Annotated in this window: 13 protein-coding genes; 5 read left to right on the top strand and 8 right to left on the bottom strand. The window is 67.5% G+C overall.

Annotation, left to right across the window (positions count from 1 at the left end; all coding sequences use genetic code 11):
- Positions 1 to 33 precede the first annotated feature (33 nt).
- Genes ACFVWG_RS34950 through ACFVWG_RS34940 form a run of 3 tightly spaced genes read left to right on the top strand, consistent with a single transcriptional unit; the run spans position 34 to position 1,895 of the window.
- A complete protein-coding gene (locus ACFVWG_RS34950; RefSeq protein ID WP_391547753.1) occupies positions 34 to 1,083 on the top strand; it encodes an NAD(P)-binding domain-containing protein in 1,050 nt (349 codons plus the stop codon).
- A 51-nt stretch (positions 1,084 to 1,134) separates the two neighbouring features.
- Complete coding sequence (locus ACFVWG_RS34945) at positions 1,135 to 1,455, top strand: ArsR/SmtB family transcription factor (protein ID WP_391547752.1); 321 nt, start codon at positions 1,135 to 1,137, stop codon at positions 1,453 to 1,455.
- 2 nt (positions 1,456 to 1,457) lie between these two features.
- Positions 1,458 to 1,895, top strand: coding sequence for an SRPBCC family protein (locus ACFVWG_RS34940; RefSeq protein WP_391547751.1), 438 nt, complete (start codon positions 1,458 to 1,460; stop codon positions 1,893 to 1,895).
- Here the strand turns inward: ACFVWG_RS34940 and ACFVWG_RS34935 are convergent.
- From ACFVWG_RS34935 to ACFVWG_RS34920, 4 genes are all read right to left on the bottom strand, one after another.
- Positions 1,882 to 2,430: a GrpB family protein gene (locus tag ACFVWG_RS34935; RefSeq protein WP_391547750.1), complete on the bottom strand. Its 549-nt coding sequence runs from the start codon at positions 2,428 to 2,430 to the stop codon at positions 1,882 to 1,884. The genes ACFVWG_RS34940 and ACFVWG_RS34935 overlap by 14 nt on opposite strands.
- Positions 2,431 to 2,555: 125 nt before the next feature.
- The gene (locus ACFVWG_RS34930; RefSeq protein ID WP_391547749.1) at positions 2,556 to 3,611 is read right to left on the bottom strand and encodes a DUF5937 family protein; all 1,056 of its coding nucleotides are present in this window, start codon (positions 3,609 to 3,611) and stop codon (positions 2,556 to 2,558) included.
- Positions 3,611 to 4,081: a GyrI-like domain-containing protein gene (locus ACFVWG_RS34925; RefSeq protein ID WP_391547748.1), complete on the bottom strand. Its 471-nt coding sequence runs from the start codon at positions 4,079 to 4,081 to the stop codon at positions 3,611 to 3,613. Before ACFVWG_RS34925 ends, ACFVWG_RS34930 begins: the two co-directional genes overlap by 1 nt.
- Before the next feature lie 58 nt (positions 4,082 to 4,139).
- Positions 4,140 to 4,511: a cupin domain-containing protein gene (locus tag ACFVWG_RS34920; protein ID WP_391547747.1), complete on the bottom strand. Its 372-nt coding sequence runs from the start codon at positions 4,509 to 4,511 to the stop codon at positions 4,140 to 4,142.
- Positions 4,512 to 4,573: 62 nt separating this feature from the next.
- On the opposite strand from ACFVWG_RS34920, the gene ACFVWG_RS34915 reads away from it, so the two are divergent.
- The gene (locus tag ACFVWG_RS34915) at positions 4,574 to 5,038 is read left to right on the top strand and encodes a MarR family winged helix-turn-helix transcriptional regulator (protein ID WP_391547746.1); all 465 of its coding nucleotides are present in this window, start codon (positions 4,574 to 4,576) and stop codon (positions 5,036 to 5,038) included.
- On the opposite strand, the gene ACFVWG_RS34910 is transcribed toward ACFVWG_RS34915, so the two are convergent.
- Positions 5,035 to 6,267 (bottom strand): serine hydrolase domain-containing protein, encoded by a 1,233-nt coding sequence (locus ACFVWG_RS34910; protein ID WP_391547745.1) that lies wholly within the window; start codon positions 6,265 to 6,267, stop codon positions 5,035 to 5,037. The two genes, ACFVWG_RS34915 and ACFVWG_RS34910, sit on opposite strands and share 4 nt — an antisense overlap.
- A 73-nt stretch (positions 6,268 to 6,340) precedes the next feature.
- On the opposite strand from ACFVWG_RS34910, the gene ACFVWG_RS34905 reads away from it, so the two are divergent.
- A complete protein-coding gene (locus ACFVWG_RS34905; protein WP_391547744.1) occupies positions 6,341 to 8,380 on the top strand; it encodes an alpha-amylase family glycosyl hydrolase in 2,040 nt (679 codons plus the stop codon).
- Here the strand turns inward: ACFVWG_RS34905 and ACFVWG_RS34900 are convergent.
- From ACFVWG_RS34900 to ACFVWG_RS34890, 3 genes are all read right to left on the bottom strand, one after another.
- Complete coding sequence (locus tag ACFVWG_RS34900; RefSeq protein ID WP_391547743.1) at positions 8,377 to 11,235, bottom strand: DEAD/DEAH box helicase; 2,859 nt, start codon at positions 11,233 to 11,235, stop codon at positions 8,377 to 8,379. The genes ACFVWG_RS34905 and ACFVWG_RS34900 overlap by 4 nt on opposite strands.
- Positions 11,236 to 11,276: 41 nt before the next feature.
- Positions 11,277 to 12,149 carry an alpha/beta hydrolase gene (locus ACFVWG_RS34895; protein WP_391547742.1) on the bottom strand — a complete coding sequence of 291 codons (873 nt, stop codon included), beginning with the start codon at positions 12,147 to 12,149 and terminating at the stop codon, positions 11,277 to 11,279.
- Between the two features lie 93 nt (positions 12,150 to 12,242).
- Positions 12,243 to 13,070 (bottom strand): chitosanase, encoded by an 828-nt coding sequence (locus tag ACFVWG_RS34890; RefSeq protein ID WP_391547741.1) that lies wholly within the window; start codon positions 13,068 to 13,070, stop codon positions 12,243 to 12,245.
- Positions 13,071 to 13,101: the final 31 nt, after the last annotated feature.

Genomic DNA, 13,101 nt, shown 5'->3' with positions numbered 1-13,101 from the left:
AAGATGCGCCGCCGGGTCGGCGTTGTGGGTGGTGTGCTTCAGGTAGTGGTGATCGGTGCCGGCCAGGCGGGGCTGTCGGATGCGTACCACCTCGTGCGGCTGGGATTCACGCCGTACGACGAGGTCGTCGTACTGGACAGCAATCCGGAGCCAGGGGGTGCGTGGCAGCACCGGTGGGACTCGTTGACCATGCACGACGTGCACGGGATCGCGAACCTGCCAGGTGCGCCAGTGCCCGACAGTGTGGGGCCGGAGCGGGCGAATGAGTTCGTGCCGTCGTACTTCGCGTCGTACGAGAAGCGGTTCGGGCTGCCGGTGGTGCGGCCGGTGGCGGTGGAGAGCGTGCAGCGGATCGAGGGCGGGTTCGAGGTGCGGACCGACCAGTCGACGTACCGGACTGCGGCTCTGGTGAACGCCACTGGCACGTGGAATCGGCCGTTCATCCCTTGGTACCCAGGGATCGAGACCTTCCAGGGGCGGCAGCTGCATACTGCCGACTACCGCGGCGCTGCCGAGCTGGCCGGTCAGCAGGTGCTGGTGGTTGGCGGCGGCGCGTCCGCCGTACAGCTGCTCGCAGAGATCTCCGAGGTCGCCACCACCACCTGGGTGACGCGCCGGCGACCGGAGTGGCACACGGGCGAGGAATTCGGCCCCGAACTGGGTCGACAGGTCGTCGCCAAGGTCGAGGAGCGCGTCCGCGCCGGCCTCCCACCCCGCAGCGTCGTCAGTGTCACCGGACTGCACCTCCGCCCCCAAGAACAGCCCGCGTGGGATCGCGGTGTCTACACCCGACTCCCCATGTTCGACCACCTCACCCCGGACGGCGCCACCTGGCCCGACGGCCGCCACCAACACATCGACACCATCCTCTGGGCCACCGGCTTCCGCGCCGACCTGGCCCACCTCTCCCCCTTGCACCTGCGCGAGCCCTCCGGCGGCATCCGCATGGAAGGCACCCAAACCACCCTGGACCCCCACATCCACCTGGTCGGCTACGGCCCCTCCGCCAGCACCATCGGCGCCAACCGAGCCGGCTTCACCGCCGCCCGCTCCCTCCGCAACCTCCTAAAACCCCAGAGCTAACAGTTAACCAACTACTTGACTTTCCCGAGGTACGGGTCAATAGTTAAGTACATGATTAACCATGGCGAGCTCGATCGGGTGTTCCACGCACTCGCCGACCCGTCCCGGCGGGCGATCGTGGAACGACTGGTCCGCGGGCCGGCGCCGGTGAAGGAGCTGGCCGAGCCGCTGGCGATGTCGCTGCCCGCGGTGATGCAGCACCTGAAGGTGCTGGAGGACGCGGGCGTCATCGTCACCGAGAAGGTCGGCCGCGTCCGCAGTTGCCGGATCGAACCGCAGACACTGCGGACCGCCGAGCACTGGCTCTCCGGTCAACGCACGCAACGGGAACGGCAGCTCGATCAGCTCGGCGACTACCTGGAAGGAAAATGATCATGGCAGTAACGCATTCGACGTTCACCCTCGAACGCCGGTACCCGGCTCCGGTCGAGCAGGTCTTCGAGGCCTGGGCCAACCCGGAGGCGCGCAAGCGCTGGATGGCGCAGGGCGCGGAGCACTCGCAGGACTTCACCGTCGGCGGACTCGAGGTGGTCAAGGGATTCGACGGCGAGGGCCGTCCGCTCACCTACGAGGCCCGGTACGCCGAGATCGTGCCGAACGAACGCATCATCACCACGTCCACCCTGCGCGCCGGCTCACAGCTGTCGACCACATCTGTCACCAGCGTCGAGTTCCAGCCGGACGGCACCGAAACCGTGCTGGTACTCACCGAACACGGCGCATACCTCCCCGGCCAAGAGCAACCGGAGTGGCGCGAACAAGGCACCGCACAGCAACTGGACACCCTCACCACAGAGTTCAAGCGTCCGTAGGCGGCGGCTCCCAGCCGGTCTGCTGCGCCCACGCATCAGCCCGCCGAATCGCATCCCAGAACCACGGCACCTTCGCCGTCCCGTACGCCGCCCGGTCATCACGGAACCTGTCAGCGAGCTGCCGCTTCAACGCCGCGTACTCCAGCACCGCCTCGGGGTGCGTGCGGAGGTAGTCGCGCAGCAACAACGGAAACTGCTCCGAGAAGCTCCCCGCCTTCCGCACATGGATGTGCGTACGACGCTCGCCAGGCGCTTCCCGGAAGTACCGCTTCGTCCGCTCCGCATTGTCAGCCCGGTAGACGAACCCCAAGCCCTCCAAGGGCTCTCGGTACATCCCTACCGGCTCGAGAGCCACCACAGACATCTGTACGTCGATCACCGGCTTGGCCGCCAGCCCCGGAACCGCGGTCGACCCGATGTGGTCGATCCTCAGAGCGACATCCCCCAACGCACCCCGAAGACGCTCCCCCAGCGCGACGAACTGCCGCGGCCAGTGTTCGTTGTATGGCTCGATGCGGATCGCTTGTTCATCCATGACGATCACGAGCGTACGGAAGAACGGGTAGTGGTCGGCCGCAGGGGGATGACGCACGGTGGGATGCGCCGCAAAGGACGCGGAAAGCGGCACCACTACCCGTCCGTCGGTACGGACCGCGGGGGTTATCTGAGGATGAGGGTGAGGAGGTGGGGGCCTAGGGAGTGGAGGGTGGCTTCGTTGAGGTGGTAGGTGACGAAGCGGCCTTGGCGTTCGGCGGTGACGAGGTTGGCGCGGGTGAGGGCTTTGAGGTGGCGGGTTACTTGGGTGGGGTGGAGGTTCCAGAGGGCGGCGATTTCGCCGGCGGTGCGGGGTTCGCTGGCTACGGCTCGGCAGACCTGGAGGCGGTCGGGGGCGGCTAGGGCTTCCAGGCGGGCTCGGACTTGCTGGGCGGTGGGGACGGCGGGGCCGCGGCCAGTGGCTGGGTAGATGACGGTGAGGGGTTCGCCCGGGATCTCGCCGAGGAAGAGGTGTGGGGCAATGTAGTTGCTGGGGATGAGCAGCAGGGAGCGGTCGGACAGGTCGATGCGTTTGTTCTGGACCTTCTGCACCACGGCGCTGTCGTCGTCGCGAATGGCGACGGAGCTGTCCAGCGACTGCAGCATGGCCAGTACGCCGTCGCGCACCGCGTAGTCGCGGTCCTGGCGTCCGCGGGCGGCTAACGCATCGCGCGACGACTCCCACACCTCGTGGAACCACGTGGACCAACAAGCGTCCAGCAGGTCGAGGAAACGCCGTACCGGCTCGACTGGTGAGTCCAGCAAGGCTTCCACCAGCGCAGCGACCTCACGACCGCGACTGCGCGACCAATGCCGTACGGCGTCAAGGTCGACCTCGCGACTGCTCAATGGCCGACCCCGCAGCGGACGTACAAGCTCAGCAGCCAGCGACTCGGGCGAACGCGCACGCAGTGCAGCGATCTCATCTGCCCACGACGGCACCCCAGTAGAGGCGGTCGTCGCGAAGAAGCGTGCACGCACTGCACGCACAGTCCACGTCCACTGCAACAGCTCCGAGCGCAACTCAGCAGGCAGCGGTACGCCGGACGCCCACTCCAGCCGGTTGTGATGCCGGGGCTCGGCCAGCACGTGGAGTGCGCAGCCGAGCTCGATCAGCGGGGAGGCGACGTGCCGCACGCGCTCCGGAGCGAGTCGGCTGACGCCAGCGAGGACTGTGGGCACTACCTGAGCTTGAACTGCAGTTCGGTATCCCAGTCCGCCATGTCCGGCACCTCACGCGGGTCAGACAGGTAGACCTCCAGCCGAGCGGCCCACTTGTCACCGTCAGCGTCCCACTCCACGCCCTCTGTGGAGCCCCAGGCGAGCAGCTCACCCGTAGCGTCCCGCAGGCCCTGCGGGTGACCGTGGTACGTCGCAGTGGCGTACCGCCCAGCCGGAAGGACGCCAGTGACGATCTCATCCTCACCGGCGTGCAGATCGTCCACCGGGAACCCGATCTCCATCACCAGACCGGCTTCCATGTCCACCACGTCGTACTTGAAGAACGGCGCGCCGTTCGGTGCGATCTCCCGCGCTGCAAGCCAGCGGATCACCTCATGCATTCGATCCGCGAACGCACTGATCCCGTCCATCTGCACGGTCGCCCGCAGCGCAACATACGGCCGCTCCGCCAGTTCCACGATCTCCGGCATCCCACTGTCCTTCCACTCGGCTATGCGCTCAGCCTCAACCTAACGCGTCACAGGGACGTCATCGGGCCCAGGGAGGCTGCACAGTCGTGCCGTCGGCCATGGTGCCGGTGAAGCCGGCGGTGATGGCTACCTGGAGCACAGCGGGACCGGAGCCGAGGTTGGTGAGGCTGATGGGCTCGCCGGCTGTGACGGTCACCGCGTCGCCGGTGGTGAGCTCCGGACCGTCCGGGGTGACCTGGACGGTGCCGCTCAGGACGGTGAAGATCTCGTCGCGATCGAGAGTGTGCGGCGCGTCGCCGGTGACGCCGGGGTCGACGGTGAGCCGCCAGGTGCACAGACCGGCCGAGCCGAGGCTGGGTGCGGCGAGCACGGTGAACTCGACGCCTGGGAGCTGGAATCGCGGCGCCTCGGCCGCGCGAATGACCTGCATGGTGTCCCCTCCAAATTTAGTCAAGCCAACTTGACCAAGCTGACTTGACTATCATGAGGGGTATGACGGTTCCGGGCAAGCTAGATTTCGGCATCCTGATGGTGCTGGCCGACCAGGAGTTCGTGCGCGGGCTGCGCGCGGCGATGGCGGAGCAGGGCTTCGACGACCAGGGCCGGTCGGACGGATTCGTGTTGCGGACGCTCGGCGAGGCGCCGATGACGATCAGCGGGCTGGCGGAGCGGTTGGAGATCACCAAACAAGGTGCCAGCCAGCTCGCCGACGACATGCAGCAGCGTGGGTACGTCGAACGTCGTCCCGATCCGGCGGATGCCCGGGTCCGCCTCTTGCAGCTGACCGATCGTGGTCAGGCAGCGCTCAAGGCGGCCCGGAAGTACCACCGGGTCTACGAAAACCGGCTACGCCTCACGTTCGGCGACCGGGCGATCGACGACCTGCGCGAGGTGCTGGCCGACATCGCCGGCGACGCCCAGGTCAGTACGCCGCATTTCCGGGCCCTGATGTTCTAGCTGAAGTACTGCGGGAACTGGTCGTTGGTCGGCCAGGACGTGACGCCGTTGGCTGCCGTCCACATCGCCGCGTCGATGTCGCCGTACGACTTGCCGGACGGGTCGTCGCGCCGGTTGAACAGCGCAGCCCAGCTCATACCGTTGTACGTGCGGACCAGGATGGTAGAGGTGCCCGGCATGCTCCCGGTGTGCCACGTGTTGCGGCCGGTACCGCCAGTGGTGACCGGTCGCACCTGCCAGCCGAGACCGTAGTACCAGCCAGTCGGATCGATCCCTGTCTCCGGCTGCGCCCAGACGCGGCCAAGCGACGTACTGTTCAGCACTGCTCCCGGTGCGTCGAACATCTTCGCCCAACGGACCAGATCCGGCGCACTGGCGATCCAGCCGCCGTTGGCGTCCTGGATGCGCATACTGAACGACCCGTACGGCGATGCGACCGTCGCGCCGGAGTTGTTGAGCACAGTCCGCCCGGTGTACTGCGATTCGTACGACGTCTCGCCGGTGTGCTTGGCGATGCTCCACCCGAGCGCCATCCGCTTGATCTGCAACGGCGCAAGGAGCTTCTGCTGCACATAGGCCTCGTAGCTCAGCCCAGACACTTTCTCGATCACCCGCCCGGCCAGCAGGTACCCGAAGTTCGAGTACGCGTACTTGGTGCCCGGTGCGACATCCAGCTTCTGCGCGGTCATGTACTTGATGACGTCCGCGTGCTGCAGCTCCATCGGTACGCCGAGCGCCTGTGCGATCGCAGCGTCCTTGAAGTTCGGGTCACCGGAGACGTCACGGTTCCAACCACCCAGATGCTGCAGCAGCCGCCCCAGCGTGATGTCGGACCAGCGCGGATCAACAGGTGCAGTGATGCCGAGCAGGTCAACGACCTTCGACGACAGCGTCAGCTTGCCGTCCTGCTCGAGCCGCAGGATCGCAGCCGCGGTGAATGACTTCGACAGGCTCGCGATCCGGAACAGCGACGTCGGCTGCACGTCCGCCGTACTGGCGCTGTAGCCGCGCGCCAGCACCAGCCGCCCCTTGTACGTGACAGCCAACTGGCCGGCGGTCACCCCGCGCGCCTGCATGAACGTCTTCATCTGGTTGTCGAACCCGGCCAGCGCCGGTACGGCGGTCCCGGTCACCTTCCAAGTCGCAGCGTCAGCCGAGGCAGCCGCCCCGGCCCAGGTCACTCCAGAGGCGACGGCGAGCTTTCCCAGACTCCGGCGGGACAGTTCCACAGAGATGACTCCTTCGATGGCAGGCGGATGCCATCCGACCCTATAAACCCGGAGGTCCATTAGCGTGCCGAGAGTGAAGAAGACAGCCGCAGCCTTCGCCGCCCTCGCACTCCTGACAGCCGTGCAGCCCGCTGACGCCGGTACGGCGGAACCCGACCTGGCCCGCGACTCGGCCCGGACCGGACTTTCCGGGGTGCCGTTCTACATGGTGATGATCGACAGGTTCGCGAATGGCGATCCGGGCAACGACCAAGGCGGCGTACCGGGTGGTCGGCTCGTGAACGGCTACGACCCGACGGACAAGCAGTTCTTCCACGGCGGCGACCTGGCCGGCCTGAGCAGCAAGGTGGACTACCTGGCCGGCCTCGGCGTGAAGGCGGTCTGGGTGAACCCGCCGTTCCGCAACCGCTGGGTGGTCGACCTCGGTGCCGGCGGTGCGTTCGCGGCGTACCACGGCTACGCGATCACCGACTTCACCAGTTTCGATCCACATTTCGGAACGGCTGCACAGATGCGAACGTTCGTCGACAAGGCGCACGCGCGCGGGATCAAGGTCTTCTTCGACATCACCGCGGGCTACACCGCGGATGTGATCACGTTCGAGGGTGCGCATCCATACAAGACGCTGGCCGAGGCGCCGTACAAGGACGCGAACGGCAAGCCCTTCGACATCACGGCGGTCGCCGGCCGACCCGGCTTCCCGAAGCTCTCGGCCGAAACCTCCTTCCCCTACCAGCCGATCACCAACGACCCAACGCTGAAGAAGCCCGCCTGGCTCAATGACCCGACGCTCTACCACAACCGCGGTGACGCGGCCGTGTTCGAGGGCGAGCAGCTCGAGTACGGCGACTTCTTCGGACTCGACGACCTGATGACCGAGCATCCGCGCGTGGTCGCCGGCATGGAACGGATCTACTCGTCGTGGATCGACACGATGAACATCGACGGGTATCGCGTCGACACCACCAAGCATGTGAACGACGAGTTCTGGCAGGCGTTCGCCCCGGCGATCCAGCAGCATGCCGTTGCCAAGGGCAAGAAAGACTTCTTCGTCTTCGGTGAGGTCTACAGCGGCGACCCGCTGCTCACGTCGCACTACACGACCGACGCGAAGATGCCCGCCGTACTGGACTTCCCGTTTCAGGGCGCGGCACGCTCCTTCCTTGCCGGCAAGGGCGCAGCGGGGCTCGCGAGCGTCGCGGATGCGGACGACCTCTACACCGACGCGGACTCGAACGCGTACTCACTGACCACGTTCGTCGGGAACCACGACATGGGCCGGCTCTCCACCATGCTGCAGCAGGACCGGCCCGGGATGACCGAGCAGGAGTGGCTGGCGCGCGTGAAGCTCGGCAACGAGCTGCTGTACCTGTGGCGCGGCAATCCGGTCGTGTACTACGGCGACGAGCAAGGGTTCGCCGGAGTCGGCGGCGATGCGGAGGCACGACAGGACATGTTCCCGTCGAAGGTGCCGGACTTCATCAACCAGGACCAGGTCGGCACGGATCGCACACCGGGCGACGACAACTTCGACCCCAATCACCCGCTGTACCAGCAGATCGCGGACCTCGCCCACTTCACCGCCGCCGATCCGGTCTGGAAACGCGGCAACCAGGTGATGCGGCTGGCCGACGGCGACGTGGTCGCCTTCAGCCGTATCGACCGCCCAACGGGTCGCGAGTACGTCGTCATCGCGAATGCCGGCACAGTCGCGAAGACCGTGGACATCCCGGTCGGCGCGTCCGGCCTCCGGTACGACCAGATCCGACCACAAGGACCTGCCACAACCGCGCAAGGATCCATCCGCGTGAACGTCCCACCCCTGAGCGCCGCCGTCTACCGCAGCAGCAAGCCCCTCCCACCCGCGGCCACCGGACCGCGGCCAACACTTACTGAAGGCACGCCAACCACCGACGGCCGCACCGAGTTGGTCGCCACAGTCCCCAACGAGCCCTATGCCCAGGCCACCTTCGCAGCCCGCATCAACGGCCACTGGACAGTCCTCGGCACCGACGACGCAGCGCCGTACCGGATCTACACCAAGACCAACGCGACCGAGTTCCGCGTCGTGGTGAAGGACCGCCAGGGCCGCACCGGCGCAGCGAATCTCTAGCCTTCGTCGACCACCGTTGCGTAGGCGATGACGCCGCGGCGGATCTGCTCGACCACCTGGCGGGCCGTGTGGCGCAGCGCGGAGTTGTCACCTGCTGCGTCGGCGACCTGCTCGGTGAGGTCGATCAGCTGCTTGGTCCAGCGGACGAAGTCGCCCGCGGCCAGGTCCGACTCGTACAGGACCTCGGCCAGGGATGCACCGGAGGACCAGCGGAAGGCCGGCCAGCAGAAGCCGAGGTCCATCGAGCGCAGGAAGTCGACGCGCATGTCGCGCTCGAGCGCCGACAGCTCGCGCCAGATCTGGCCCATCTTCTCCAGTGCGTCCCGTACGTCGCCACGCGGCAACCGCGGTGAGGTCGGCTCGTCCTTCGAGCGCGACTCGTAGACGAGCGCAGCCAGCGCTGCGGCCAGCTCGGGCACGGTCAGGTTGTCGAAGACGCCTTGCCGCAGGCACTCCGCCGCGACCAGGTCGAGCTCGGTGTAGATCCGCGCCAGCCGGTCACCGGCCTCGGTGGTCTTGTCGCCCTCCAGGTAGTGCAGGGCGTCGAGCACCTGGCAGACCCGGTCGAACTGGCGGGCGATCGTGTTCGTCCGCTGCTCGATCTTGCGCTGGACGTCGCGGTTCTCCCGGTCGAGCCGGAAGTAGCGCTCGGCCCAGCGGGCGTGGTCCTCGCGGTCGGAGCAACCGTGGCACGGGTGCGCGCGCAGCTCGGCCCGCATCTCCTGCAGCTCCGGGTCGTCCGCGTGACTGATGACATCGCGGCCGCGGGTACGCGACGGCGGGCCGTCCTCGCCGAGCATGTCGGTGCGAACCCTCAGCACCTGCGCGAGCTCACGCCGCTGCTGGGGGTTGCGGGCGTTGAACTTCTTCGGGATCCGCAGCGAGCTGATCGCCTCGACCGGGGTCGGGAAGTCGATCATCGACAGCTTCCGCACCTGCCGGTCCAGCGTCAGCACGGTCGGCCGCGGCCCTTCGCGCTCCGACCGCATCCCGGCGTCGAGCACCAGCGCCCAGCCTGCACTCCGACCGGCCGGGATCCGGATGACATCACCCATCCGAAGCTTCTCGATCGACTCCTGCGCCTCGACCCGGCGGTCCAGCTTGCGCGCCTTCGATCCCGAGGACTCACGCTCCCCGATCCGGCGGCGCAGAGCGGCGTACTCGAGGAAGTCGCCGAGGTGACAGTCGATCGACTCCTTGTACCCCTCGAGCGCCTCGGTGTTGCGCTGCACCTGGCGCGCCAGCCCGACCACGGCCTGGTCGGACTGGAACTGCGCGAACGACAGCTCCAGCATGTCGCGGGCGCGCGTCCGCCCGACCTGGCGGACCAGGTTGACGGCCATGTTGTACGACGGGGAGAACGACGACCGCAGTGGGTACGTACGCGTGGACGCGAGCCCAGCCACAGCGCGTGGGTCGAACCCGGGCTGCCAGAGCACGACCGCGTGCCCCTCGACATCGATCCCGCGCCGCCCGGCCCGCCCGGTGAGCTGCGTGTACTCCCCCGGGGTGATGTCGACGTGCGCCTCACCGTTCCACTTGGACAGCTTCTCCAGTACGACGGTGCGCGCCGGCATGTTGATGCCCAGGGCAAGCGTTTCGGTGGCGAACACGACCTTGATCAGGCCGCGCGCGAACAGCTCCTCGACGACCTCCTTGAACGCGGCCAGCATGCCCGCGTGGTGCGCCGCGATACCGCGGCTGAGCGCCTCGGAGAAGTCGTGATACCCCAGTACGCCGAGGTCCTCGTCGGGCAGGTCGATCGTCCGCTCGGCCAGCACCCGCTTGATCTCGTCGCGCTCCGACGGCTTGGTCAGCCGCAGGCCGGAGCGCAGGCACTGCAGCATCGCGTCCTCGCAGCCCTTCCGCGAGAAGATGAAGAAGATCGCCGGCAGCAGCGCGCCCGCGTCCAGCTCCTCCACCACATCCGACCGGAACGGCGTGAAGTGCGACCGCTGCGGCCGCCCCTTCGGGAGGTCGCGCCGCCGGCGTGGCTTGCGCGAGTCGTCGCGGAAGACGCGGTTGTCGTCGCGGGCGATCTTGACCAGCTGCGGGTTGACCATGTCGCGCAGGTCGGTCGAGCCACCGGTCGCCGCCGCCTTGGCGGGGTTGCCCGAGCGAGCAGGACGGCCTGCCGACGGGCCGAACTGCGCCTGCGCACCAGCACCCGCCGTCGGCGTCTCGCCGGCGAACAGGTCGTGCAGCCGCTTCCCGACCATCACATGCTGGAAGAGCGGCACCGGCCGCTTCTCCTCCAGCACGACGACCGTGTTGCCGCGGACCGTCGCCAGCCAGTCACCGAACTCCTCGGCGTTGCTGACCGTCGCCGACAGCGAGACCACCGACACCGAGTCCGGCAGGTGGATGATCACTTCCTCCCAGACCGCGCCCCGCGCGCGGTCTGCCAGGTAGTGCACCTCGTCCATCACCACGTAGGACAGGCCGAGCAGGGTGGAGGAACCGGCGTACAGCATGTTCCGCAGCACCTCGGTCGTCATAACGACGATCGGGGCCTCGGAGTTGACCGAGTTGTCACCCGTCAGCAGTCCGACCTTGTCGGCGCCGTACCGGCTGACCAGGTCGGAGTACTTCTGGTTGCTCAGCGCCTTGATCGGCGTCGTGTAGAAGCACTTCTGCCCCCGCTGCAGCGCCAGATGGACGGCGAACTCACCGACCAGCGTCTTCCCGGAGCCGGTCGGCGCGGCCACCAGCACCTGGTGACCGTCCTCCAGCGCCGCACAGGCGCGCAGCTGGAACTCGTCCAGCGCGAAGTCGTAGAGCCCGCGGAACTCTTTCACCGCGGGGTGCTCCTGGTCCGAGCGGAAGGTTGCATATTTCTCGGACGGAGTACTCATGCCTACACACTATTCGAGCCCACCCCCAAAAACCCACGCACTTACCGCGCCAGGCGGGCCTTCAGGAAGGCGGCCGCGTGATCCAGGGCTTCGTCAGCCTCCGGCATCATCCCGGCGAAGTACTGGAAGACATGGGGCGCACCGGCAACCACATCCAGGCTCACGTCGACCTCACACTCCGCCGCTCGCATCACCAGCCGGAGCGAGTCGTCCAGCAGCACTTCCGCCGTACCGACCTGAATCAGTAGCGGCGGCAGCCCAGTCAGGTCCGCCAGCACAGGGCTGGCCAGCTCGCTACCGGCGTCCGCTTCACTCACATAGAGCGCAGCCGACTCCGCCATGTTCTCCCTGGCGAACAGGGGGTCGAAGTCAGCGCGCGCATCGATGCTGGCGCCGCTCAAGGTCAGATCGGTCCACGGCGAGAACAGCACGGCACCAGCCGGTAGCGGCAAGCCCTCACGCCGCGCAGCCAGCAGGAGTGCGAGCGCCAGCCCGCCACCAGCCGAGTCTCCAGCCAGTGCGACGTTCTGCCCCGCCAGCTCGCGGTACGCCGCCAGTGCGTCGTCCACCGCGGCTGGGAACGGGTCCTCCGGTGCCAGCCGGTAGTCCAGCGACACAGCCGGTACGCCGACCCGCCGGGCCAGCGGTGCGGCCAGGTTGGCTCCGGTCCGCGCGTTGCCGACCACATACGCGCCACCGTGCAGGTAGAGGATCACCCCGTCGCCCTGAGCCCCCTCCACCGCCACATCCAGCGCAGGCACTCCCCCGAGCGTGCGCGGCGTGAGAGTGACGTCGTCGCCCAGCGGAAGCACCGAGAACCGGCCGTTGAAGTCGGCGCGCAGATCCTCGTGGGGCTGCCCGACCTTGCCCTTGTCCATCAACTGACGCGCAATTGCGCGGTCCTCACGACTCATGCGGCTATCTGACCACGCGGCGCTTCATGGCGTCTCCACATAAAACCGGACCCCACCCTGGTGGTGTGGGGTCCGGCAGCCGAGCAGGGGACGTCAGCTGATGTGGTAGCTGTCGCCGTAGACCTTCCAGTCGAGCGGGGTGTTGAGGTCGAGGTTGCCGTTGCGGACCCAGACGCGCTGAGCGGTGTCGACGCGGCTGGTGTCGCTGTGGGCCTCTTCCTGCTTCATGGCCCAGACGCGAGCGTCCAGGAAGGCGTTCAGCCAGGTGGTCTCGTTACCACCCTGGGCCGGCGGCTTGGCCTTGCCGAGCGCCCGGTTGCGGATCCCACCGAAGCTGGTGCCGTCGTTACCGTCACCGTGCATGACGATGGCGTCGTAGTAGCAGAACTGGCCGAGGGCGCGGACGCCGTCGGACTTGCCGCGGGAGACTGCCGGGTTGAAGTAGACCCGGTCGCGCTCGTCGTTCTGGCACTGCTGGAAGACGGTGTCCTGCGCGGCCGTCGCCCAGTCCCGGGTGTAGTTCGGGTCGAGCCCGGAGTGCGAGTCACTGCCGTCCACCCGGCGCAGCGCCGGGAGGTACTTGGCCAGGATGTTGCCGGACTTGCGGTTCGTGTAGAGCTCGACCAGCTCGAGCATGTCGTGCGTACCCGAGCAGAACCCGATGATGCCCGCGGTGTAGCCACGGCCGTCGTCGATGTCCTCGATGTACTTGTAGTAGTTCTTCCAGTTCAGCGACGAGTTCTCCGCACTGCAGACGATCTTCATCGCGATCTCCTTCTTCGCGGGATCGTCGAGGTTGACGGCCTGTACGGCGGCGTCGGCGGCCGGGGCGAGACGGGTGGCAAGAGTCGCGGCGGCCGGTACGGCGGCGAGGCTGAGACCGAGCAGGAGCGCACTCCTGCGGGTGGGGCGGTTCTCCATGATGTGTACCTCCGAGGGGGCGTCCAGAGGA

The organism is Kribbella sp. NPDC058245 (genome assembly GCF_042882005.1).
Taxonomy (GTDB): domain Bacteria; phylum Actinomycetota; class Actinomycetes; order Propionibacteriales; family Kribbellaceae; genus Kribbella.
This window is presented reverse-complemented; position numbering and strand designations above follow the sequence as displayed.